General features: G+C 67.7%; 25 protein-coding genes (1 of these 25 cut by a window edge). 11 read left to right on the top strand and 14 right to left on the bottom strand.

Annotation, left to right across the window (positions count from 1 at the left end; translation table 11 throughout):
* Window positions 1–153 carry the 5' end (the start) of a rhomboid family intramembrane serine protease gene (locus ACETK8_RS06725; RefSeq protein ID WP_374038742.1) on the bottom strand. It extends 492 nt beyond the left edge of the window, so the window shows 153 of its 645 coding nt (coding positions 1–153); the start codon lies at window positions 151–153; its stop codon lies beyond the left edge, outside the window.
* A gap of 167 nt (window positions 154–320) precedes the next feature.
* Here ACETK8_RS06725 and hfaA point away from each other — a divergent pair, with 167 nt between their 5' ends.
* The 4 genes from hfaA to ACETK8_RS06705 all read left to right on the top strand — a co-directional run bounded on the left by hfaA (window position 321) and on the right by ACETK8_RS06705 (window position 5,909).
* Window positions 321–752 carry a holdfast anchoring protein HfaA gene (gene hfaA / locus ACETK8_RS06720; RefSeq protein ID WP_374038741.1) on the top strand — a complete coding sequence of 144 codons (432 nt, stop codon included), beginning with the start codon at window positions 321–323 and terminating at the stop codon, window positions 750–752.
* Complete coding sequence (hfaB, locus tag ACETK8_RS06715; protein ID WP_374038740.1) at window positions 749–1,762, top strand: holdfast anchoring protein HfaB; 1,014 nt, start codon at window positions 749–751, stop codon at window positions 1,760–1,762. The genes hfaA and hfaB overlap by 4 nt, the downstream gene beginning before the upstream one ends.
* Window positions 1,689–2,933 carry a holdfast anchor protein HfaD gene (hfaD, locus tag ACETK8_RS06710; RefSeq protein WP_374038739.1) on the top strand — a complete coding sequence of 415 codons (1,245 nt, stop codon included), beginning with the start codon at window positions 1,689–1,691 and terminating at the stop codon, window positions 2,931–2,933. The genes hfaB and hfaD overlap by 74 nt, the downstream gene beginning before the upstream one ends.
* 129 nt (window positions 2,934–3,062) lie before the next feature.
* On the top strand, window positions 3,063–5,909 hold the full coding sequence (locus tag ACETK8_RS06705) for a M16 family metallopeptidase (protein ID WP_374038738.1): 2,847 nt from the start codon (window positions 3,063–3,065) through the stop codon (window positions 5,907–5,909).
* A 149-nt stretch (window positions 5,910–6,058) separates the two neighbouring features.
* On the opposite strand, the gene ACETK8_RS06700 is transcribed toward ACETK8_RS06705, so the two are convergent.
* Window positions 6,059–6,997, bottom strand: a complete 939-nt coding sequence (locus ACETK8_RS06700; protein ID WP_374038737.1) for a hypothetical protein — start codon at window positions 6,995–6,997, stop codon at window positions 6,059–6,061.
* Between the two features lie 216 nt (window positions 6,998–7,213).
* Here ACETK8_RS06700 and ACETK8_RS06695 point away from each other — a divergent pair, with 216 nt between their 5' ends.
* A complete protein-coding gene (locus tag ACETK8_RS06695; protein WP_374038736.1) occupies window positions 7,214–7,741 on the top strand; it encodes a PAS domain-containing protein in 528 nt (175 codons plus the stop codon).
* A 183-nt stretch (window positions 7,742–7,924) separates the two neighbouring features.
* Here the strand turns inward: ACETK8_RS06695 and ACETK8_RS06690 are convergent, their stop codons facing one another.
* On the bottom strand, window positions 7,925–8,452 hold the full coding sequence (locus ACETK8_RS06690; RefSeq protein ID WP_374038735.1) for a gamma carbonic anhydrase family protein: 528 nt from the start codon (window positions 8,450–8,452) through the stop codon (window positions 7,925–7,927).
* Window positions 8,453–8,741: 289 nt separating this feature from the next.
* Here ACETK8_RS06690 and ACETK8_RS06685 point away from each other — a divergent pair, with 289 nt between their 5' ends.
* Window positions 8,742–9,527, top strand: a complete 786-nt coding sequence (locus tag ACETK8_RS06685; protein WP_374039362.1) for a PhoH family protein — start codon at window positions 8,742–8,744, stop codon at window positions 9,525–9,527.
* Window positions 9,528–9,701: 174 nt separating this feature from the next.
* On the opposite strand, the gene dxs is transcribed toward ACETK8_RS06685, so the two are convergent.
* The 6 genes from dxs to ACETK8_RS06655 form a co-directional block, all read right to left on the bottom strand.
* Complete coding sequence (dxs, locus tag ACETK8_RS06680; RefSeq protein WP_374038734.1) at window positions 9,702–11,612, bottom strand: 1-deoxy-D-xylulose-5-phosphate synthase; 1,911 nt, start codon at window positions 11,610–11,612, stop codon at window positions 9,702–9,704.
* 18 nt (window positions 11,613–11,630) lie between these two features.
* On the bottom strand, window positions 11,631–12,503 hold the full coding sequence (locus ACETK8_RS06675; protein WP_374039361.1) for a polyprenyl synthetase family protein: 873 nt from the start codon (window positions 12,501–12,503) through the stop codon (window positions 11,631–11,633).
* Between the two features lie 53 nt (window positions 12,504–12,556).
* Window positions 12,557–12,922 (bottom strand): tRNA-binding protein, encoded by a 366-nt coding sequence (locus ACETK8_RS06670; protein WP_374038733.1) that lies wholly within the window; start codon window positions 12,920–12,922, stop codon window positions 12,557–12,559.
* Window positions 12,922–13,173 (bottom strand): exodeoxyribonuclease VII small subunit, encoded by a 252-nt coding sequence (locus tag ACETK8_RS06665; RefSeq protein ID WP_374038732.1) that lies wholly within the window; start codon window positions 13,171–13,173, stop codon window positions 12,922–12,924. The genes ACETK8_RS06670 and ACETK8_RS06665 overlap by 1 nt, the downstream gene beginning before the upstream one ends.
* Before the next feature lie 67 nt (window positions 13,174–13,240).
* Window positions 13,241–13,828 carry a histidine phosphatase family protein gene (locus ACETK8_RS06660; protein WP_374038731.1) on the bottom strand — a complete coding sequence of 196 codons (588 nt, stop codon included), beginning with the start codon at window positions 13,826–13,828 and terminating at the stop codon, window positions 13,241–13,243.
* An 80-nt stretch (window positions 13,829–13,908) separates the two neighbouring features.
* A complete protein-coding gene (locus ACETK8_RS06655) occupies window positions 13,909–14,829 on the bottom strand; it encodes a histone deacetylase family protein (RefSeq protein ID WP_374038730.1) in 921 nt (306 codons plus the stop codon).
* Between the two features lie 214 nt (window positions 14,830–15,043).
* Here ACETK8_RS06655 and ACETK8_RS06650 point away from each other — a divergent pair, with 214 nt between their 5' ends.
* The 5 genes from ACETK8_RS06650 (at window position 15,044) to ACETK8_RS06630 (ending at window position 17,941) form a co-directional block, all read left to right on the top strand.
* Window positions 15,044–15,577: a GNAT family N-acetyltransferase gene (locus tag ACETK8_RS06650; RefSeq protein WP_374038729.1), complete on the top strand. Its 534-nt coding sequence runs from the start codon at window positions 15,044–15,046 to the stop codon at window positions 15,575–15,577.
* Window positions 15,578–15,591: 14 nt separating this feature from the next.
* Window positions 15,592–15,879 (top strand): nucleotidyltransferase family protein, encoded by a 288-nt coding sequence (locus ACETK8_RS06645; protein WP_374038728.1) that lies wholly within the window; start codon window positions 15,592–15,594, stop codon window positions 15,877–15,879.
* Window positions 15,869–16,192: a DUF86 domain-containing protein gene (locus tag ACETK8_RS06640; RefSeq protein WP_374038727.1), complete on the top strand. Its 324-nt coding sequence runs from the start codon at window positions 15,869–15,871 to the stop codon at window positions 16,190–16,192. The genes ACETK8_RS06645 and ACETK8_RS06640 overlap by 11 nt, the downstream gene beginning before the upstream one ends.
* Window positions 16,192–17,370: a vWA domain-containing protein gene (locus ACETK8_RS06635; protein WP_374038726.1), complete on the top strand. Its 1,179-nt coding sequence runs from the start codon at window positions 16,192–16,194 to the stop codon at window positions 17,368–17,370. The genes ACETK8_RS06640 and ACETK8_RS06635 overlap by 1 nt, the downstream gene beginning before the upstream one ends.
* A 67-nt stretch (window positions 17,371–17,437) precedes the next feature.
* Window positions 17,438–17,941, top strand: a complete 504-nt coding sequence (locus ACETK8_RS06630) for a hypothetical protein (RefSeq protein ID WP_374038725.1) — start codon at window positions 17,438–17,440, stop codon at window positions 17,939–17,941.
* Between the two features lie 207 nt (window positions 17,942–18,148).
* On the opposite strand, the gene ACETK8_RS06625 is transcribed toward ACETK8_RS06630, so the two are convergent.
* The 5 genes from ACETK8_RS06625 to ACETK8_RS06605 all read right to left on the bottom strand — a co-directional run bounded on the left by ACETK8_RS06625 (window position 18,149) and on the right by ACETK8_RS06605 (window position 21,833).
* Window positions 18,149–18,331: a CsbD family protein gene (locus ACETK8_RS06625; protein WP_374038724.1), complete on the bottom strand. Its 183-nt coding sequence runs from the start codon at window positions 18,329–18,331 to the stop codon at window positions 18,149–18,151.
* Window positions 18,332–18,419: 88 nt separating this feature from the next.
* Entirely contained in the window at window positions 18,420–18,863 is a 444-nt protein-coding gene (locus ACETK8_RS06620) for an NUDIX domain-containing protein (RefSeq protein WP_374038723.1), read from the bottom strand.
* Complete coding sequence (locus tag ACETK8_RS06615) at window positions 18,860–19,900, bottom strand: sensor histidine kinase (protein ID WP_374038722.1); 1,041 nt, start codon at window positions 19,898–19,900, stop codon at window positions 18,860–18,862. The genes ACETK8_RS06620 and ACETK8_RS06615 overlap by 4 nt, the downstream gene beginning before the upstream one ends.
* Window positions 19,897–20,298, bottom strand: coding sequence for a response regulator (locus ACETK8_RS06610; RefSeq protein WP_374039360.1), 402 nt, complete (start codon window positions 20,296–20,298; stop codon window positions 19,897–19,899). The genes ACETK8_RS06615 and ACETK8_RS06610 overlap by 4 nt, the downstream gene beginning before the upstream one ends.
* A 20-nt stretch (window positions 20,299–20,318) precedes the next feature.
* Window positions 20,319–21,833 carry a sensor histidine kinase gene (locus tag ACETK8_RS06605; RefSeq protein WP_374038721.1) on the bottom strand — a complete coding sequence of 505 codons (1,515 nt, stop codon included), beginning with the start codon at window positions 21,831–21,833 and terminating at the stop codon, window positions 20,319–20,321.
* Between the last annotated feature and the right edge of the window lie 79 nt (window positions 21,834–21,912).

Raw genomic sequence — 21,912 nt, 5'->3', positions numbered from 1 at the left:
CATGGAGGTGACCAGGCCGCCGTAGCGCCCCTCGCTCAGGTCGATCGGCCGGAACGCCAGGCCGATCCAGTTGTCGGCCGACCGCTCCTGGAAGAAGTAGAGCAGCGGCATCGAGACGGCCAACAGCACGGCCAGCAGCGGCGCGTTGAACACGGGCTCCTTCGGGGGCGGACCGGCGAATCGGTCGGGCTGCGGCTCCATCCCGTTCAAATGCGGAAAGGGGCCAGCGATCTCAAGTGGTTCTTAATAACCTTAACGCAGTTTGGCACGCGGACCGCATCCTGGCGGTCGTTAACCGTGTTCGCGTGGGATTGGCCGAAATGCCCTTCAAGAGGACGTCCATCGCCCTGCTGACCGTCGCCCTGGCGACGCCCGGCATCGCTTTCGCCCAGAACACCGGCTCGGCCGGCATGTCCTCCTTCCAGAGCGGCTACGGCGGGGCGCGTCAGTCGGTGACGACGGCCCAGACCGGCTCCACGCGGGATCAGAACGGCAACCGGCTGATCGTCGACGGCATCATCCAGGCCGGCGCCTCGGCCTATTCCCGCCAGTCCGGCGGGGTTTCGAACACCTATTCCGGCGCCGGCGGGTCCGGCCCCGGCGCGATCGCGGGCTCCACCGCCATCGGCAACAATCTGAACGTGGTGGTCCAGGGCAGCCACAACACGGTCATCGTCAACTCGCGTCAGACCAATACGGGCAATGTCAGTGCCCGAACGGACCTGACCGGCACTCTGACAGGCTTCGAATGATCGCGCGCTCGCTTCGTCCCCGGCTTCGGAGCGGCGTCGTCGCCGTTGCGGTCGCCGCCCTTCTGTCCGCCTGCGTCAGTCCGGTGGCGGGACCCAACGGCCTCTACGCCACGCCCATCGGCAATGCGCCGGTGACGTCCAATCCGACGCCCTATTCGACGGCGCTCTACTGCCTCGCCGACTATGCGCGACGCTACAACCTGCCCTCGCCTCGTCTGGCCGTGGGTCGGATCGGCGACTACACCGGCTCGGTCTCCGCCGACGGCGGTCGTCAGATCACCCAGGGCGCCTCGCTGATGGCCATGTCGGCGCTGGCCAAAGCCGGCGCCCAGATCGTCGAACGCTACGACACCTCCATCTCGGAGATGGAACTCCGCTACGCCAACAATCGGCTGATCGGCGATCCGAACCCGAGCGGCGCTCCGGGCGGCGAGTATCGCCGCATTCTGGCGGGCCAGGTGCCGGGCTCGGACTTCTATGTCGCCGGCGGCATCACCGAGGTGAACTACAACATCCGCTCGGCTGGCTTCGACGCCGGGGTCGGGGAAACGGATTCCGATCGGCCGGGCTCGGGCATCATCCAGGGCAAGGTCTATGTGATGAACATCGCCATGGACCTGCGTCTGGTTCAGACGACGACCCAGGAAGTGGTCGATGTCATTTCGTACCAGAAACAGATCATCGGCCGGGAAGTCTCAGCCGGCGTGTTCGACTTCCTGAACGGCAACGTCATCGACGTCTCGGCGGGCACCGGCGGCATGGAGCCGGTCCAGCTGGCTGTGCGTGCGCTGATCGAACGCGGCACGCTGGAAATGATGGCCAATCTGTATGGCGCGCCAGGACCGGAAGTCTGCCTCGACGCCTCAAACGACCCGCTGAATCCGGTGGGTCCGACCGGCGGCTACTACGCCGCCTACGACAATACGGGAACGAACAATGGCCAGACACGCGCCGAACCGTCTCGCTGGCACGATCGCCGCGACGGCGATGTGCGTCGTAGCCGCTACTGAGGCCTTCGCTCAGGACCGTTCGATCGTCCTGAACCAGCAGCTTCAGCTCGGCGACGTCATCGCGGGCGAGACCCTGAACGTCGAGGACGCCACGGGCGAGGTCGGCGTCAACGTCGCCGCCCAGGGCAATACCGCGTCCGGCACGGTCCAGAACGGCGCGATCGACCTGTCCTCGCAACAGACGATGCGCGGCAACACGCGCGCGACGACCTCCCTGACCCTGACGGGCGACACCGAAGGGCCGGTCAACGCCGAGACCCAGGCGCGGGGCAACTATCTGGCCGCCGGCGCCTATGGCGCGAACCTGACCGTCGACGCCAGCCAGACGGTCGCCCCGTCGGAAGTCACCGCCTCGTCGGTCATCACCGGATCGTCGGCGCGTCTGATCGGCGGGGCCTCGGTCGGCGTCACCGCCATCGCCAACACCACCTCGCTGGGCGCCAGCGGCTCGCGGGTCGAAGGTGTCATCGTCCAGAACTCCTCGGCCGGGGTCCGCGCCTCGAACTTCGCCGGGACGCAGTACATCCCCGAGACGGCCGAGTTCATCAGCCAGTCGGCGGGCAACACGGTCTCGGTCAACTCCGGCCTCGCCTCCAGCCAGAACCTGGCCATCCGCCAGCGTCAGGCGGGGGATCAGGTCACCGCCTCGACCAGCGCCAACTCCGGCAACGCCTGGGACCTGGCCGGCCGGGCGCGCGCCACGGGCAACCAGGCCATCCTCTACAATCAGGGGGGATCGGCGGTCGTCCTGACCGACCAGTCGAACCTGTCGCAGATCCAGACCGCCAGCCGCGTCACCAGCTACGACTTCGGCGCGGCGACCGCCAACGCCTACGGGACGGGCAACGAGGTCTCGATCGGCAACAACGACGTCTATCTGGAGATCGACAATTCCCAGGTGAACTCGGGCGGCGTCGAGGTCAGTTCGACCTTCGAGGGCACGAACGGCTATGACGTCCGTGTCGCCTCCCAGGCCGTGGGCAACTCGGTCACCGGCTACGCCTGCTCGCAGTGCAACGGCTATATGGACGTGACCAACGCCCAGACGAACTCGGGCGCCGTCTCGGCCACGGCCTCTACCACCATCCGCGGCACGGGCCGGTCCGTGGCCACGAGCGCCAACGCCATCGGAAACTCGGCGACCTTCTACGTCTCCCGCCCGGGATCGTGACGTAAAGTTCATTTTACACCCGCGCCGGTTCAAGGCGATGTTGACGACAACCGGCGGGACACCGCACGGTTCGTAAAGTCACGTCTGTTCGTCGCTCGTCCGGGGCGGCGAAGTTCCACCGGAGCCTCAATGTCCAACGCCCGCCGTCTTCTGCTCGTCGCCGCCTCCGGGCTGGCGCTCCTCAGCGCCCTGCCCGCCGCCGCCCAGACGGCGCCGTCCGCGCCCTGGCCCCAGGTCGCCAGCGATATCCCGGTCGATGCCAACGTCCGCTTCGGGACCCTGCCCAACGGCATGCGCTATGCGATCCTGAGGAACGCGACGCCGCCGGGCCAGGCCTCGCTTCGCCTGCGGATCGCCGCCGGCTCCCTTATGGAGAACGACAACCAGCAGGGTCTCGCCCACTTCATGGAGCACATGGCCTTCAACGGGACGACCAACATCCCGGAGAACGAACTGCTGCGGATTCTGGAGCGCCTGGGCCTGGCCTTTGGGGCCGACACCAACGCCGCGACCGGCTTCGACCAGACCTTCTACCAGCTGGAGCTGCCGCGCACGAACGACGAGACGGTCGACACGGCCCTGCGGATCATGCGCGAGCAGGTCTCCGAAGCCCTGATGAACCCCGAGGACATCGAGGCCGAACGCAACGTCATCGTCGGCGAGGAGCGGACCCGCAACACGCCGGGCCTGCGATCCGCCAAGGCCCAGTTCGCCCTTCTGGCTCCCGGTCAGCGCATGTCCAACCGTCTGCCCATCGGCGACATGGACATCATCCGCACCGCTCCGCGCGAGCGTTTCGTGGAGTTCTACGAGGCCTACTACCGTCCCTCGCGGGCGACCCTGCTGGCGGTCGGCGACTTCGACGTCGACCAGATGGAGGCCAAGATCCGCGGCGCCTTCGAGAACTGGGAGCCCAAGGCCGCCGACGGTCCTGAGCCGGACCTGGGCCAGGTCGCCCCGCGTGGCCCCGAGACCCGCATCCTGGTCGAGCCGGGCATCCAGTCCTCGGTGCAGATCAACTGGACCCGCGCTCCCGACCTGGACCCCGACACGGTGGCGGAGCGCCAGTCGCGTATCCGACGCAACCTCGGTCTGGCCGTGCTGAACCGTCGCCTCGGCGAACTGGCCCGCGCCGACAATCCCCCGTTCATCGGCGCCGGAGCCTCTTCCTCGACCCTGTTCGACAGCCTCGATCTGGGCAGCGTTTCGGCGAGCTTCAATCCGGGCGGCCTGCCCCGCGCGCTCCAGACCATCGAGCAGGAGACCCGCCGCCTGCAGGAGTTCGGCGTTACCGAAGCCGAGATCCAGCGGGAGATCACCGACCTGCGCACCGCGCTTCAGAATGCGGTCGCCTCGGCCGCGACGCGGACGACGCCGGCCCTGGTGAACGGCCTCCTCGGCGCGACAAACGACGATAGGGTCTTCTCCTCGCCCCAGACGAACCTCGACATCTTCAACTCCGCGGTCGAAGGCGTGACGCCCGACGCCGTCAACACGGCCGTGAAGACCGCGTTCGAAGGTCAGGGCCCGCTGGTCCTGGTCGTCACGCCCGAGCCGGTCGAAGGCGGCGAAGAAGGAGTCACCGCCCTGCTTCAGGCCTCGCAAGCCATGGCTGTGACGGCGCCCGCGGTCCAGGCCGCGATGGAGTGGCCCTATGCCGAGTTCGGCGCATCCGCCCAGCCGACCGACCGTCGCGAGATCGCCGAGATCGGCGCGACCGTCGTCACCTTCGCCAACGGCACGACGCTGACCGTCAAGCCGACGACCTTCCGCGACGAACAGATCCTGATCAGCGTCCGTACCGGTCTGGGCGAGCGGGGTCTGCCGACGGACCGCCCGGATCCGCAGAGCCTGGCGGGCTTCGTCTATACGGCAGGCGGCCTGGGCCGTCTGACCGCCGACGAGATGAACCGGGTGCTGAGCGGCCGGATCTACGGCGCCAACTTCGCGGTCGAGGGAGACGCCTATCGTCTGTCCGGCGGAACGCGGCCCCAGGATCTGACGCTCGAAATGCAGGTTCTGACGGCCTATCTGACCGATCCGGGCCTGCGTCCGGCGCCGTTCGAGCAGATCAAAGCCCTGTTCCCGCAGATCATCGCCCAGCAGATGGCGACCCCGGCCGGCGCCTTCGGCATCCAGTCGTCGGGCCTTCTGGCCTCCGGTGACGCGCGTCAGACCTTCCCCACGGCCCAGAACATCGCCGGCTGGACGATGGACCAGCTGAAGTCCGGCCTGACCGCCGACATGGCCAAGGGCCCGGTCAGCGTGGTGATGGTCGGCGACGTGACGGTGGACGACGCCGTCGCGGCGGTCGGTTCGACCCTCGCCGCCTTGCCGGCCCGTCCCGCCCTCCCGACCCCGGCGGCCGGTGCGGACGTGCTGCGCTTCCCGGACGGCACGGCGGAGCCCATCGTCCTGCGCCATACCGGCCCGGCCGAACAGGCCCTGGGCTATGTCGCCTGGCCCACCACCGACCAGATCCACGATCGCACCGACGCCCGTCTCGCCAGCCTGCTGTCGGCGGTGATGGAACTGCGCGTGCTGGATGAGATCCGCGAGCGTCAGGCCCTGGCCTATTCGCCCAGTTCCAACGCTTCGTCGTCCGACGTCTACGCCGGCTACGGCTCGATCACCGTCACGGCCCAGACGACGCCGGAGAACCAGCTGAAGTTCTTCGAGGCGGTCGACGCGATCGCCGCCTCCCTGCGAGACGAGCCGATCACCGAAGACGAACTGACACGCGCCCGTGCGCCCCAGATCGAAGCCATCCGCCGCAGCCAGGCCGGCAACGAATACTGGACGGCCCAGTTGTCCGATGTGGCCGCCGATTCGGAGAGCGTGGCCCAGATCACCAGCCAGCTTTCGGACATCGAGGGCTTCACCGTCGCCGACATCCAGGCGGCGGCCCGGCGCTGGCTGGTGGACGACAAGGCCTGGCGCGCCTCGGTGGTTTCGACCAACGCCCCGGCCCAGTAAGGAAAAATGGCCCCGGAGATTACACTCCGGGGCCAAGTCTTCACTCAGGATCGCCGGCGATGAACCGACGATCGAACTTTACGCCCCGGACGATGCGTCCGGCCTGAACGGCCCGTTGTCGGGCGTTCAGGGTTTGGCGACCGCTGAAATCAGAACACCCGGCCGCCGACGCCGCCGTCCAGCATCAGGGTCGCCCCGACGATGGAGGAGCCGGCCTGCTGGACCACTTCCTCGCGGTATTCGGTGTAGGTCTCTTCGCGGACCCAGGTGACGACCTTCATGCCGGCGCCGTAGCGACGCAGCAGCGAACGCTCGTTGCAGTCGCGCTCCTGACGCTGGACGCGGCAGATGATCTCGCCCGTCCGCGACCGCCACAGGGCGTAGCCCTTGTCGCAGGCGAAGGTCTCGCCGCTGCCCGGTCCGCCGGGACCGCCCGGACCGCCTTGGCCATAGCCGCCCTGGCTGTAGCCTGCCTGGCTGGACCATTCCGACCAGGTGACCTGCAGATGGGTGCCGGCGATGCAGCGATAGAGTTCGCCCTCATAGCTCTCGGCGATGTCGCGGTCCGGAATGACCTGGGACGCCGGGTGCGGGATGTTGCGGTCGTCGATGCAGAAGGCCTGGATCACGACACGCTTTTCCCAACGACGACGGGCTTCGTAGGGGACACGGACGACGGTCGACACGGCGCCGGCCTCGACGTTCAGGCCCTGGATGACCGTGGGATAAGGCTGTTCGACGCTGAAATAGGCCGAGCCGCCGCCACCGCCGCGCAGATTGCCGTAGCCGCCGACGCGGGCGTTCAGCCCGGCGCGGGCCGCCGCATTGGCGTTGGCGTTCGCATTGACGTTGACGTTGACGTTGATGTCGCCCGGCCTCGGATAGTCCGGCGGCCCCGGCTGGGTGCAGCAATCCGGCGGGGGCGGCGGAGGGGGCGGAGGCGGCGGCGGGTTGCAGCCCAGGTCGCACGGCGGCGGGGGCGGCTGGCAGCCCGAGGTGCACTGGGCCGACCCGGCCGCGGTGGCGATGCCCCACAGGCCGATGCCGGCGGCGGCGGCCGCGAGCCAGGTCTTCATCCGCACCCGCATGGGCAGGCCTCCTGTATACAATCGACGGCGCCGCGCGAGACGCGGACCGGTTCAACCTGACATCTGGCGGCAAAGGTGTTTCGTTTCCGTTAGGGAGGTTCTTTTGCCCTAACGCTCGCGGCGCGGCCGCTCGCTGCTTGAGGGCGGGGTTGTCGCCCTATCGCTCGCGGCGCGGCTGGTCCGGGGCTTGCGCCACATCGCTCGAAGGCGAGAGCGATGTTCCATACCGGCACGCAAACTCTGATCGACCACTGGGCGGCCTTGCCCGAGGCCGGCCGAATTCCCGCGCGCGCCGATTTCGAGCCGATGCGGATGGGCCGGCTGGTCCCGCAGTTGTTCACCGCAGACCGCACCGCCGAGGGGGCGGCGTTCCGGCTGGCCGGCGGCTGGATCGAGACCCTCCATGGCCGGTCGATGCGCGGCGTCTCCTGGCTGGATCTCTGGGCGCCCGAAAGCCGCCCCTTGGTCGCCGCCGCCGTGATCCAGACCTTTCGCGAGGCCCGCCCCGTCGTGATGGTGGCCGAGGCCGCGCGGCTGAGAGGCGCGCTGGAAATCGTCATCGCCCCCATGCGCCGCCCGGACGGCACGCCGGACCGGCTGATCGGCCTCTACCAGTCCGTGGTGGCGCAGGAGCGCCGCTCGGAGGCCGTGGGACCGCTGACAGCGCGCCTGTCCATCGGCGTGGGCGTGCCCAGCCGGGCGCCGCTGACGCTGGCGGCGCTGGATGGGCGAAGGATCGCTTGAACCTCCCTTCTCCCCTTGCGGAAGAAGGTGGCAGCCGAAGGCTGACGGATGAGGGGTACGAGGATGCAGGCGAGATGCGTCCGGCGCTCGCTCGGCGAGAGTGAGTTTCACCCCTCACCCGCCGGCGCAAGAACGACGGCTACGCTCTCGTGCGCCGGCTCCCTCTCCCGCAAGGGGAGAGGGTCAGAGAGCCTTCATCCCCTCGGCATACCGCTTCCAGTTCTGCACATAGTGCTGGGCCGAATAGGTCAGGCCGGCGATCTGGCCCTCGGTCAGTTCGCGGATGACCTTGCCCGGCTGGCCCATGACCAGCGACCCGTCCGGGATCTCCTTGCCTTCCGGGATCAGCGCGCCCGCCCCGATCAGGCAGTTCTTTCCGATCTTGGCCCGGTTCAGGATCACCGCCCCGATGCCGATCAGGGAGTTGTCGCCGATCTCGCAGCCGTGGAGCATGACCTTGTGCCCCACGGTCACGTCCCGCCCGATCACCAGGGGCGAACCGGGATCGGAGTGAAGGACGCTGCCGTCCTGGATGTTGGTGTTCTCGCCGATGATCATGGTCTCGTTGTCCGCCCGCACGGTCGCGCCGAACCAGACGCTGGCGCCCGACTTCAGAATCACGTCTCCTACGACGACAGCATTGTCCGCGATCCAGTATTCGCCCTCTGGCGGAAGCTGCGGTTTCTTGTCCGCCAGCGAATAGATCGTCATCGAAACATCACCTTATTCTCAAGCAAAAGAGGGCTTTAACCCTTCGCTAACCACGATAGCATCAATCTGTTGATGCGATTCGAGGTCGCCATTTCGACCCCGGATCCGAAGCCGGATCAATCCCGGTCCGGCCAGAGCCCAGGAGTGTCTGCGTGACGCGTGCGGGTCTGCGGCGACTGCCGCTGGATGTGGGATACATCTCCGACCCCGGACGGCGTTGCGCTGTCGCTTCCAACCTCCCCACCCTCGTTCGAGGCGATGCTTTCGCAGCATCGCCTTTTTTCATGCCCTGGAGGCGTTGATGACCAAGCGTGCAGCCCTGAAGCGTCAAGCTCGCGAAGGCGGAGCTTTTGACGGTCCCGACTATGGCCAGGATGCGAAAGTTCGCCGCCTGCCGACACCGCAGGGCCGTGGCTGGTCGCCCCACCCATCGAACGACGACCGGGACCAGAGCTATCTGAAGACGCTGAAGCCCAAGTCCGAGGGGCAGGCCGAACTGCTGAACGCCATCGACGCCCACAACCTGACCTTGGCGCTGGGCCCGGCAGGCACGGGCAAGACCTATCTGGCCGTGGCCAAGGCGGTCGAGGCGCTGGAGGCCGGCAAGGTCGGGCGCATCGTGCTGAGCCGTCCGGCGGTCGAGGCGGGCGAATCCATCGGCTTCCTGCCCGGCGCCATGGAGGACAAGCTGGCCCCCTATCTGCGGCCGCTCTACGACGCCCTGTCGGACCGGCTGTCGATGAAGCGGGTCGGCGCCCTGATGGCCGAGGGCCTGATCGAGATCGCCCCCATCGGCTATATGCGCGGCCGCACGCTGAACAACGCCTTCGTCGTGGTCGATGAGGCCCAGAACTGCACCTACACCCAGCTGAAGATGCTGCTGACCCGTCTGGGCTGGCACTCGACCATGGTGGTGACGGGCGACCCGCATCAGTCGGACCTGCTGCCCGGCGTGTCGGGTCTGGCGGACATCGCCGAGAAGCTGACGGTCGTGCCGGAGATCGCGGTGGTGAAGCTGGCGGACCGGGACATCGTCCGGCACCCGCTGGTGGCGAGCATGATCGGGGTGCTGTGAGCTAGATCGTCAACGTCTCCTCCCCGTGCGCTCCGCGCATGGGGAGGTGGCAGCGAGCCCTTCCGCGAGCTGACGGAGGGGTTCTTGGGTGCACGCAGAAAGAGCCCCTCCGTCTCCTCCGCTCCGCTACGGATCCACCTCCCCATCCTTCGGACGGGGAGGAGACGCGGATGTCTAAGCCCGAACCGCACCCCGCGCCGCATCCACGCCCAGCGCCTTCAGCGCCGCCGCGGCGATATGCTCGGCATCCAGCCCCGCCTCGGCGTATTGCGCCGCCGGCGTATCCTGGTCCTGGAAGACGTCCGGCAGATGCAGGGTCCGGATCCTCAGCCCCGTATCCAGCGCGCCCTCGGCGGCCAGATGCTGCAGCACGAAGGCGCCGAAGCCGCCCATGGCGCCCTCCTCCACAGTGATCAGGGCCTCGTGCTCGCGCGCCAGGCGGTTGATCAGGTCGTGGTCCAGAGGCTTGGCGAAGCGGGCGTCGGCGACCGTGGCCGAGACGCCGTGGGCGGCCAGGATGTCGGCGGCCTTCAGGCTCTCTTGCAGTCGCGTGCCGAAGGACAGGATGGCGACGGCCGTGCCTTCGCGGACGATCCGACCCCTGCCGATCTCAAGCGGGGCGGCCAGTTCGGGGATGTCCACGCCCACACCGTCGCCGCGCGGATAGCGGAAGGCGGAGGGACGGTCGTCGATCTCGCAGGCGGTGGAGATCATGGCGGCCAGATCGGCCTCGTCGGCGGCGGCCATCAGGACCATGCCCGGCAGCGCGCCCATGTAGCCGATGTCGAACGATCCGGCGTGGGTCGAGCCGTCGGCGCCGACCAGACCGGCGCGGTCCATGGCGAAGCGGACCGGCAGCTTCTGGATCGCCACGTCGTGGACGACCTGGTCGTAGCCGCGCTGAAGGAAGGTCGAATAGATGGCGCAGAAGGGCTTCATGCCGTCCGCGGCCAGACCGGCGGCGAAGGTCACGGCATGCTGCTCGGCGATGCCGACGTCATAGGTGCGCTTGGGGAAGGCCTGGCCGAACAGGTCCAGACCGGTGCCGGACGGCATGGCGGCGGTGATGGCGACGATCGACGGATCGCGCTCGGCCCGCTTGATCAGCTCGGTCCCGAAGACCTTGGTGTAGCTGGGGGCGTTGGAGACGGCCTTGGACTGTTTGCCCGAGACGACGTCGAACTTGACCACCGCATGCAGCTTGTCGGCGCTGCTTTCGGCCGGGGCATAGCCCTTGCCCTTCTGCGTCACGACGTGGACCACCACCGGACGGTCGGTGATGGCGGCGGCGTTCTTCAGGATGGGGACCAGGTTGTCCATGTCGTGCCCGTCGACCGGGCCGATGTAGTAGAAGCCCAGCTCCTCGAAGAAGGTGCCGCCGACGATCATGCCGCGGGCGTATTCCTCGGCCTTCCTGGCCGCCTCCCGGAACGGGCGGGGCATGTGCTGGACGACCTCGCGGCCGAACTTCCGGAAATTCTGATAGGCGCCGCCCGAAACCTGTTTGGCCAGATAGGCGCTCATCCCGCCGACCGGGGGCGCGATGGACATGTCGTTGTCGTTGAGGATGACGGTCAGCTGGCCGGTCGTCTCGGCCGCGTTGTTCATCGCCTCATAGGCCATGCCGGCGGACATGGAGCCGTCGCCGATGACGGCCACGACGCGGTTCTTCTCGCCCTTCTGGTCGCGCGCGGCGGCGAAGCCGAGGGCGGCGCTGATGGAGGTCGAGGCGTGGGCCGCGCCGAACGGGTCGTATTCGCTCTCCGAACGCTTGGTGAAGCCCGACAGGCCGCCGCCCTGACGCAGGGTGCGGATGCGGTCGCGCCGCCCGGTCAGGATCTTGTGCGGATAGCACTGGTGACCGACGTCCCAGATCAGGATGTCCTTCGGCGTCTCGAAGACGTGGTGAAGCGCGACGGTCAGCTCGACGACGCCCAGACCCGCGCCCAGGTGGCCGCCCGTGGTGGAGACGGCGTCGATGGTCTCGGTCCGCAGCTCGTCCGCCAGCTGACGCAACTGTGCGGCGTCGAACCCGCGCATGTCGGCGGGCACACGGACTTTATCGAGCAGGGGAGTGTCGGGCATTCAAGTCTCTAACGCGGATCAGGACCGACGGTTTAGCACGAAGTCCACACTCGCCTTGAGGTTTTCGGCGTCGGGGCCGAAGAGGTCGAGGTGGCTGCGGGCCTGGTCGGCCAGGTGCGCGACGCGATGCCGCGCCTGTTCGACGCCCAGCAAGGTCACGAAGTTCGTCTTGCCCTGGGCGGCGTCCTTGCCGCCGGCGGCCTTGCCGAGTTCCTCGGCCGTGCCCTCGACGTCCAGCAGGTCGTCGACGATCTGATAGGCTAGGCCAATGTCGTGGGCGAAATTGATCAGGGCGTTGCAGTGCGCCTCGCGCGCCTGGGCGATGATCAAGGGTATCTCGAAGGCGTAGGTGAACAGGGCGCCGGTCTTCAACCGCTGCATGCGGGCGACCTGACCCAGGTCGTCGTGGACGCCCAGAAGGTCGATCATCTGGCCGCCCGCCATGCCGCGCGCGCCGCTGGCCAAGGACAGCCGGGCCGCCAGCTCGCAGCGGATCTCGGCGTCGTCATGGGTGTCGGGATGCAGGATGATGTCGAAGGCCGCGGTCTGGAGCGCGTCGCCGGCCAGGATGGCGGTGGCCTCGTCATAGGCGATGTGGAGAGTCGGACGGCCCCGACGCATGTCGTCGTTGTCCATCGCCGGCAGGTCGTCGTGGACGAGGCTGTAGGCGTGGACGCATTCCAGGGCGCAGGCGGCCCGCAGCACCGGCCGCTCCTCGATGTCGAACAGCCGCGCCGCCTCCATCGCGAAATAGGGCCGCAGACGCTTGCCGGGGCCCAGCGCCGCATAGCGCATGGCCTCCATCAGACGAGTCTCGGGGCCGTCGGCGCGGGGCAGGAGTTCGTCGAGGGCGACGGTGACAAGGTCGGCTACCTCGGCGACGCGGTCGATGACCGTCTGTTCCGGCGAGTTGGCGGCGACGATCTTGGGCTGGGGCGGCTGGCTCAAAACAGCCTCCCGCCGACGACGGCGTCACGGTCCACGCCCACCAGCACGACCTCGCCGTCCGCGTCCGGGAAGCCCAGGGTCAGGACCTCGGACATGAAGGGACCGATCTGGCGCGGCGGGAAGTTGACCACGGCGGCGACCTTGCGGTCGGTCAGCTGGTCGAGGGTGTAGTGGCGGGTGATCTGGGCCGACGAGCGTTTGACGCCGATGTCCGGACCGAAGTCGATGGTCAGCTTGAAGGCGGGCTTGCGGGCTTCCGGAAAGGCCTCGGCCTTGAGCACCCGGCCGATGCGGATGTCGACCTTCATGAAGTCGTCGAAGGCGATGCGGTCGGCCACGGGGGAGGTGGTCGCGGCGTCCATCAGCCGAACTCGGCCGCTTCGACGCCCTTGGCCTGACCGTCGGCGCCGACCACGATCTTCTCGACGCGCAGCTGGGCGGCCTTCAGGCGCGCCTCGCAATGGGCCTTCAGGCGGGCGCCCTCCTCATAGAGGGTGATCGATTCCTCCAGCGGCGCCTGGCCGGACTCGAGGCGGGACACGATGGTCTCCAGACGCGACAGGGCGTCCTCGAAGCTGAGATCGGCGGGAATGGAGGGCGCTGCGTCTGACATCCGCGCGACCCTAGAGGGGCCGCGCACTCGCTTCAACGGGGAACGAACGTCGCAGGGTAAACGGCGATCAGGCCCGCTCGTAGCGACGCTGGGACCAGTATTTGAAGCCCTGGTTGTGGACCAGCTTCCAGCCGTCGGCCTTCAGCCGGGTTCCGACCATGTGGTTGAAATAGCCGTGGGCGAGGACGAGGACGTCCTCGCCGGCCTCGGCGCGGGCGATGAGGCGTTGCGCCGCCTGTTCGGATCGGACCTCGGCCTCGGCGCGGGTTTCCTGGCCTTCATGGTGGTTGAAGGCGTGCCACCAGAAGCGGGCCACCCCGCCCCAGTATTTCGGCGGCAGCTTGAACCAGTTCGGGAAGTGCGGCGGCGGCAGGGGCGCCTCGATGAACATGACGTCCGAGACGATCTCGCGCCCGGCCGAGACGGCGATGGCGGTTTCCTGGGCGCGCTGGCGCGTCGAGGCGAAGATGACGCCGGCCCCTGCCGCCGTGGCCAGAAGCTCGGGCGGCGGGGTCTGGCCGGCCAGCAGGCCGCCCAGCTCATACTTAGCCCACCAGTCGCAATACTGGTCGGACGTCAGCATGCATTTGCGCGACAGCGCCGGCTCGCCGTGGCGGGCCAGGGTGATCGTACCGGGGCGCGAAGGCTTCAGCATCTGGCCGGGATCATGTCGGGCGGGGTCTGACGTCATGTTGTGATGGAAACGGGGCGGGGCTTGCAGGCGCGAACCAAGCTTTACGCCTCCCCAAGGGCCCGGACATGGGCAAGGGCCGAACGACCCAGTCCTTCGAGGTCGTAACCGCCCTCCAGCGAAGAGACAACCTTGCCGCCGCAATGTCGCCTTGCGACCTCCAGCACGGCGCGGGTCGCCCAGGCGAAATCCTCGGCCTCAAGGCTCTGGTGGGCGAGCGGATCGCGGCGGTGGGCGTCGAACCCGGCGGAGATGATGACCAGGTCCGGGGCGAAGGCGTCGAGCGCGGGCATCAATCCGCCGGCGAAGGTCGCCCGCCATGATTCGCGCGCGGCATGGGGCTCGACCGGGGCGTTGACGATGTTGCCGACGCCGGTTTCCGACGCCGCCCCCGTGCCGGGATAGAGCGGCATCTGGTGGATGGAGGCCAGGAACAGGCTGGGGTCGTTCTCGAACGCCGCCTGGGTGCCGTTGCCGTGGTGGACGTCGAAATCGACCACGGCGACCCTGGCCATGCCGAGGGACTGGGCGACCCGGGCGGCCACGGCGACGTTGGAGAACAGGCAGAAGCCCATGGCCTGGTTCGGCTCCGCATGGTGGCCGGGCGGGCGGACGGCGGCGAAGGCGCGCTGGGTCTGGCCGTTTGCGATGGCTCTGACCGCGTCGATGGCGGCCCCGGCGGCGAGGCGGGCGGCGCGAACGCTGCCGGGCGACAGAATCGTGTCCGCGTCGAGCTGGGCCAGACCGGTCGCGGGCGAGGCCTCGATCATGCGGGCGACGTAGGCGGCGGGGTGGATGCGCTCGAGGTCGGCGACGGCGGCCTCGGTGGCGTCACGGCGGTCCAGCTTCAGAGAGGCGTCGTCCAGCGCCGCGAGGACGGCGGCCAGCCGCTCGGGCTTCTCCGGATGCCCCGCGCCGGGGGCGTGGGCGATCATGTCGGCGTGGGTGAACAGGGCGACGGACATGGGGGCAACCTACCCCACCCGCTCATCCCCGCGAAAGCGGGGACCCAGTGCTTTGGACGATCAAACAATCCGGTGTGCCGCAAGACCTTCATCCAGCGCACCCTGCCTCACGAAAGAACTGGGTCCCCGCTTTGGCTGCTACGCGCCGCCCTTCGGGTCGCGGGGATGAGCGGAAATATGTTGAGAGGCTCGGCGGCTTGAGTGAAAGCAGGCCATGACCGACGTCCTGATCCGCCCCGCCCGCCTGGAAGACGCAGACGCCCTGGCCGAGCTGGGCCGCCGGACCTTCCTCGACACCTTCGTGGCCGAGGACGGTTTCGCCATCCCCTACCCCGAGGCGGATCTCCTGCCCTATCTCGACGACAGCTTCGGCCCGGCGGCGGTGCGGCGCAGGATCGAGGAGGACAGGAGCGGCTACTGGCTGGCCGAGCGCGACGGCGTCTTCCTCGCCTATGCCAACGCCGGCCCGAACGGCCTGCCCCACCCGGACGCAAGAGACGGCGATCAGGAACTGCGCCGCATCTATGTCGACAAGGCCGCGCAGGGGCTGGGGCTCGGCACGAAGCTGTTGGCCCTGTCGCTGGACTGGATGGAGACCCATTCGACCGGCCCGCTGTGGATCGGCGTCTGGAGCGGAAATCTGAAGGCCCAGAAGCTCTATGCCGGCAACGGTTTCACCAAGGCCGGGGAGTACGAATACCCCGTCGGCGCCTGGCGCGACCACGAGTTCATCCTGCGGCGGGGATAGGCTATGATGGCGGCATGACCCGCGACGAACTGCTGGTGAAGCTGCGAGAGTTGAAGCCCTGGCTGGAAGAACAGGGCATCGTCAACGTGCGCCTGTTCGGCAGCTACGCGCGGGACGAGGCGGGGCCGGACAGCGATGTCGATCTGCTGGTGGATCTGTCCAAGCCGCTTGGGCTGAGGTTCTACAGCCTGGCTGAAGACATTCAGGACTCTATTGGTCTCAACGTCGATCTGCTGACCACCGACGGTCTGCGAAATCCCTACCTGAAGACGACGATCATGAGAGACATCGTTGCCGTCTGACCTGGTCCTCATCGTCGATATCCGACAGTCCGCCACCTTGATCGGTGACTACGTTGCGGGGCTGGATCAGCGGGGTTTCGCGGCTGACTGGATGAGAAGAGACGCCACGGCCTTCCGATTGCTGTTGATCGGCGAAGCGGTCACCAAGCTTTCTCCAGAGATCAAGACGAAACTGCCGGACATCGATTGGCGTGGCATGATCAGCCTGCGTCACCGCCTGGCCCACGACTATGGCTCCGCCAATTTTTCCGTCCTCTGGGAGATCGTAAGCCACGACGTTCCCCGTCTTTCCGAAGCCCTGGCTAGTCTCTGATGCTCCTCCCCTTCTTCTCCGCCCTGCGTCAGGCGAAAGTCCCTGTCTCCACCAAGGAATGGCTCCATCTGATGGAGGCCATGGACAAGGACGTCGCTGGCGGCCGGGTGGAGGACTTCTATCACCTGTCGCGCGCGGTCCTGGTCAAGGACGAGAAACACTACGACCGGTTCGATCAGGTGTTCGGCACGGTGTTCAAGGGAATCGAGACCATCGGCGCGGGCGAGGCGCCGAGCCTGGACGTGCCCGAGGACTGGCTGAAACTGCTCAACGAGAAATTCCTCACCGAAGAGGAAAAGGCCGAGATCGAGGCCATGGGCGGCTTCGAGAAGCTCATGGAGACGCTGAAGCAGCGGATGGAGGAGCAGGAGAAGCGCCACGAGGGCGGATCGAAGTGGATCGGCACCGGCGGCACCTCTCCCTTCGGCAACGGCGGCTACAATCCCGAGGGCGTGCGGATCGGCGGCCAGCCCAAGCACGGCCGGGCCGTGAAGGTCTGGGAGAAGCGCGAATACAAGAACCTGGACGACACGGTCGAACTGGGGACCCGCAACATCAAGGTGGCCCTGCGTCGCCTGCGTCGGTTCGCGCGCGAGGGGGCGGCCGAGGAACTGGACATCGACGGCACCATCGACGGCACGGCGCGTCAGGGGTGGCTGGACATCCAGATGCGGCCGGAACGGCGCAATACGATCAAGGTCCTGTTGTTCCTGGACGTCGGCGGGTCGATGGACGGCCATATCAAGCTCTGCGAGGAGCTGTTCAGCGCCGCCCGGACCGAGTTCAAGAACCTGGAGTTCTTCTACTTCCACAACTGCCTCTACGAGGGGGTGTGGAAGGACAACCGGCGTCGCCACGCCGAGAAGATCCCGACCTGGGACCTCCTGAACAAATACCCCGGCGACTGGCGGGCCATCTTCGTCGGCGATGCGACCATGAGCCCCTATGAGATCACCATGCCCGGCGGCTCGGTCGAGCACTGGAACGAGGAGGCGGGCGCGGTCTGGATGCGGCGGGCGCGTCTGCAGTGGGGCAAGTCGGTGTGGCTGAACCCGGTGGCGGAGAAGTTCTGGGGCTACACGGCGTCCGTGAAGCTGCTGCAAGAGGTCATGGACGAGCGGATGTATCCGCTGACGCTGGACGGCCTGGACCGGGCGATGCGGGCGCTGACGCGATGACACGCAGCCGTGAGGTGCGGAAACGGCGATTTCGTGTGAGCTTGGCCGTCGTTCAGGAGCTCGCACCATGCTGACCGCCCTCGCCCTGTCTCTCGTGCTTCAGCAGGCGGCGGGAAGCGCCGTGGTCTGGGCGACGCCGGCGCCCGAGCCGGAACCGGTCGAGGCGGTGGAAGTCGTCGCCGAAACCACCCTGCCCGACTGGGCCGTGGCCGATCCGTTCGGCTGGGAGCGGTCACAGTGCAATCCGATGATCCGGGGCGAGACGCCGCTGGAGACCTGTCAGGCGCGGGTGCGCAGCGAACTGTTCGCCGCGCTGGGCGACCGTCTGCCCGCTGGCTTGCGTCCGCCGGGCGAGCCCGTTCCCTGCCTGGCCACGCCCGGCGAGGACGGCGGATACGCCGTCCAGTGCGGCGCCCCGGAACGGCAGGCCGCGGCCGTGGTGACCCCGCGCATCCAGGACTGCCGGTCGCGCCCGACGCGTCACGGCGGGTCGGTCTCGTTCACCACCGATTGCCGCACCGACGACCAGCGGTCCGAGGGCCTGTCGTTCCGCCTGTTCGGCAAGGACTGAGCGTCACCCGTCCACCCCAGCGAAGGCTGGGGTCCAGATGGCGAACCAAAGGTCGGAAAGGCCGGTGCGAAATCCCGGCCGCCTGTATCCGTGATCTGGACCCCAGCCTTCGCTGGGGTGCACGGAGCTTTTGACGAAAAGCTGCGCGCCGGACGGCGAAAAGGCCGCTCGGAGGAGCGGCCCTTCCCTGAGACTGACGCGGTGTCGTCAGTTGCGGTTGTCGCGCAGCGAATCCTTGATGCCGCCGATGGTGTTCTGGACCTTGCCGGTCACCTGATCGGCCTTGCCTTCGGCTTTCAGCTTCTCGTCGCCGGTGACGTTGCCGATACCTTCTTTGATCTTGCCGCCGATGTTCTTGGCGGCGCCTTCGATGCGATCTTGATCGGGCATTTCGAACTCCTGACATGGACGCCGCCGACAGGACGACGCTTCGGCCAGAAGAGCGATCTGAAAGCGGCTGTGTTCCGTATGGCGACGCTTAGCGCCGCAGCCATTTCGCCACGGCCCAGGCATGGGCGTCGTGGCGCAGTTCGGCCAGGGCCGTGCGGGGGTGGAGCCAGACCAGTTCGTGATCGTCCTCGACCTTTCGCGAGGGGTCCAGCGCCAGCATCTCGGCGATCCAGAAGCCGCCGATGTTGTTGACCGGCTGGCCGTCCGACTTGCGGAAATACTGGGCCGCCTCGGCGATCCGTTCGAGGGGACGGACGGTCATACCGGTCTCCTCGACATATTCCCGGATCAGGGCCTCCTGCTCGGTCTCGTCCCCGTCAACCGCGCCGCCGGGCAGGTCGTAATAGGGCGTGTCGCGGGTCACGCGGACGCAGGCGATCTTCTCGTCGTGGAAGACCAGGCCGAAGGTGGCGGGACGCAGGAGGTAGTCCGCTCCGGCGTCGGCGATGCCGAACTGGAGGGAGGGTTTCACAGGTCGAAGGCCAGACGGGCGCGGACGCCCTTGTGGGCGCCGTCGAACTCCACCGCCGAGCGCAGGCCCGACGCCATGGCGGTAATAATCTTGCCGCCCAGCCCCGTGCCCTTGGGGGTTCCGTCGCCCAGGCCCGGACCGTCGTCCTCGACCGTCAGGATGGCGCGGCCGGTCTCGTCGGGGGCCAGGATGACGCGGATCTCGCCGGGTTCGTCGGCGGCGTAGGCATACTTCACCGCGTTGGTGACCAACTCCGTCACGATGACGCCCAGCGACACCGCCTGGTCGGTCGAGACCCGCATGGGCTGGGCCTGAAGCGTGATGTTGGGCGAGGCGTCGTCGGGGCCCAGCGACTTCGACAGCTCTCCGACCAGACCGTCCAGATAGGCCTGCATATCCACCGTCTCCATGTCGCCCGACGTGTAGAGACGGCGGTGGACGTGGGCGACGGCCTCGATCCGGGCCTGGGCTTCGCGCAGGGCGTCGCGCGCGCCCTCGTCGGCCAGATGGCGCAGTTGCAGCGACATGAAGGTCGAGACGAGCTGCAGCGAATTGCCGACGCGGTGGTTGACCTCGCGCAGCATGGCCTCGGCGCGGTCGCGGGCCAGGCGGACCTGTTCCTGGGCGATTTCGTTCTCGCGCTCCAGGCGGCGGCGGAACAGGGCGTCCTCCAGCGCCGAGCGCAGCAGGGCGGTGAAGTCCTCGGACACGTCCTTGATGACATAGTCGGACGCGCCGGCGCGCAGGGCGGCGACCGCGATCCGGCCTTCCTGGGCGCCCGTCACATAGACGACGGGCGGCGGCGCGGGCCGTTGCAGGATGTCGGGCAGGACGTCGATGCCGTCGCGGCCGGGCATGTAGTGGTCCAGCGCGCAGATATCGAACTCGGCGGCGTCCAGCGCGGCCACCCCCTCGTCGCCGTCGGCGGCCAGGGTGACCTCATAGCCGTGACGGCCGAGCTCCTTCTGCACGAGCCGCGACAGGCCGCGGTCGTCGTCGATGTAGAGCAGCCGGATGGGCGGCTTTTCGGACGTCATTCGATGTCGGGCGCCTGCATGACGGACAGGAACAGGCCCAACTGGCGGATGGCGTCCGCGAAGCTCTCATAGTCGACGGGCTTGGTGATGTAGACGTTGCAGCCCAGGTCGTAGCAGCGCTGGATCTCGACCTTGTCGTCGGTGGTGGTCAGGACCACGACCGGCGCGCGCTTCAGCCGTTCGTCCTGTTTGACCTCGGCCAGAATGTCCGTCCCGCTCATGTCCGGCAGGTTCAGATCCAGCAGGATCAGCATCGGCCCGTTGGCCTTCACCTCTTCACTGAACAGGTAGTCCAGCGCCGGCTGGCCGTGGTCGAAATGGACGATCTCGTTGGAGATGTTGGCCCGGCGGATGTTCTTTTCGATCAGCTTGGCGTGGCCGTGGTCGTCCTCGACCATCACGATCTTCACAGGGGTGTTCACGGCGTCTCTCCAGCCTCGTCGAGGATCAGGCGTTTGGGGAATTTCAGAACGAATGTCGAGCCTTGTCCGAGTTCGGAGCGAACGTCGATGGAGCCGCCCAGGCGGCGCACGCTGTTTCGCACGAAGGCCAGACCCAGGCCCTCGCCCTGCTTGTCCTGACGACCGGCGCGGCGGAACAGTTCGAAGATGCGCTCATGGTCCTTAGGCGCGATGCCCCGGCCCTGGTCGGCGATGGTGAACTCCACCCAGCCGCCCGGCTGATCGCGGCCCGAGACCTCGATCCGGTTCGGGCGCGAGGGGTCCGAATATTTGACGGCGTTCTCGATCAGGTTGCCCACGATCTGCTCGATCGACAGACGGTCGCTTTCGAAGGTGGTCATGTCGCCGACGACGAACTCGGTCCCGCTTTCCTCCAGCATGTGGCGGATGCTGTCGGCGGACTGGGCGGCGACGGCGCCGATGTCGATCTGTTCGGGTACCAGACCACGGCGGCCTTCGCGCGACAGCTTCAGGATGGCGTTGATCAGCCGGTCCATCTTTTCGGTCGAGGCGCGGATGAAGCCGATGGCCTCGGGCATGTCCTCGCGCACGGCCACGATGATTTCGGGATCGACGGTGCGGACCTTCTCGGCCTCGTGGATCGCCTTGTCGATGACCTTGCCGACCTGCTCCAGTTCGGAGGTGTAGCCCATGACGTTGACCAGGGGCGAGCGCAGGTCGTGGCTGACGATATAGGCGTAGCGCTGGACCTCCTCGTTGGCGCGGGTCAGGGCGGCGGTGCGCGCCTTGACCTTCTCTTCGAGGTCCAGGTTGGCCCGGTCCAGACCGGCCCGCGCCTCGGCCAGCTCCGCCAGATAGCGTCGGATCAGGATCAGCACGATCAGGCCCAGCACCAGGATGAGACCGCCCGCCACCGCGTTGACGATGATGGTGAAGACGGCCGACCCCTCCGATTGGCCTGTCTGGCTGATCAACCGCGCGCCCAGCTGGCTGTCCAGGGTGGAAATCTCGGCGTCGAGCTGGTCCATCAGGAGCTTGCCGCGCCCCGACCGGACCTGGTCCAGGGCCTGGGACGTCCGCCCGGTGCGGGCCAGTTCGATGATCCCCGTCATCTCCAGGAATTTGTCGCGCGACAGCCGCGTCAGGGCTTCGGACGAGGCCACGCCCAGTTCGTCGCCGTCCGCCAGCCGCTCCAGCTGATCCAGCAGCCGGGGCGCCGCCTCCGTGCTCTGCTGGAAGGTCAGGAGGAAGCCGGATTGGCCGGTCAGCAGATAGCCACGCTGGGCCGTCTCCGCGTCCTTGATGTTCAGCAGTACGCCCCGCGCCGCGCGACGCAGCTGCCAGGTGGCGTCCACCTGTTCGTTGAAGGCCGCGGTCCGCTGGATCAGGACGAAGGTCGAGACATTGACCAGGAGAAGCAGCACGATGGCCGAGGCGATCAGCAGGAAGATCGACCGCCCGAGCGTGCCCTCCTTCAGGAACCGGCCGAACGACGAAAGGGTTTGGGTCAAAGCCGGGAACATGCGGCGCGCAGCATTAGCCGCACAGGTTCGTGTGTCCAGTGAAGTCCTTGGCGGCGCAACCTGTGCA

The organism is Brevundimonas staleyi (assembly GCF_041893865.1).
Lineage (GTDB): Bacteria > Pseudomonadota > Alphaproteobacteria > Caulobacterales > Caulobacteraceae > Brevundimonas > Brevundimonas staleyi.
The sequence above is the reverse complement of the archived record's forward strand: the minus strand, read 5'-3'. Positions and strand labels throughout refer to the sequence as shown.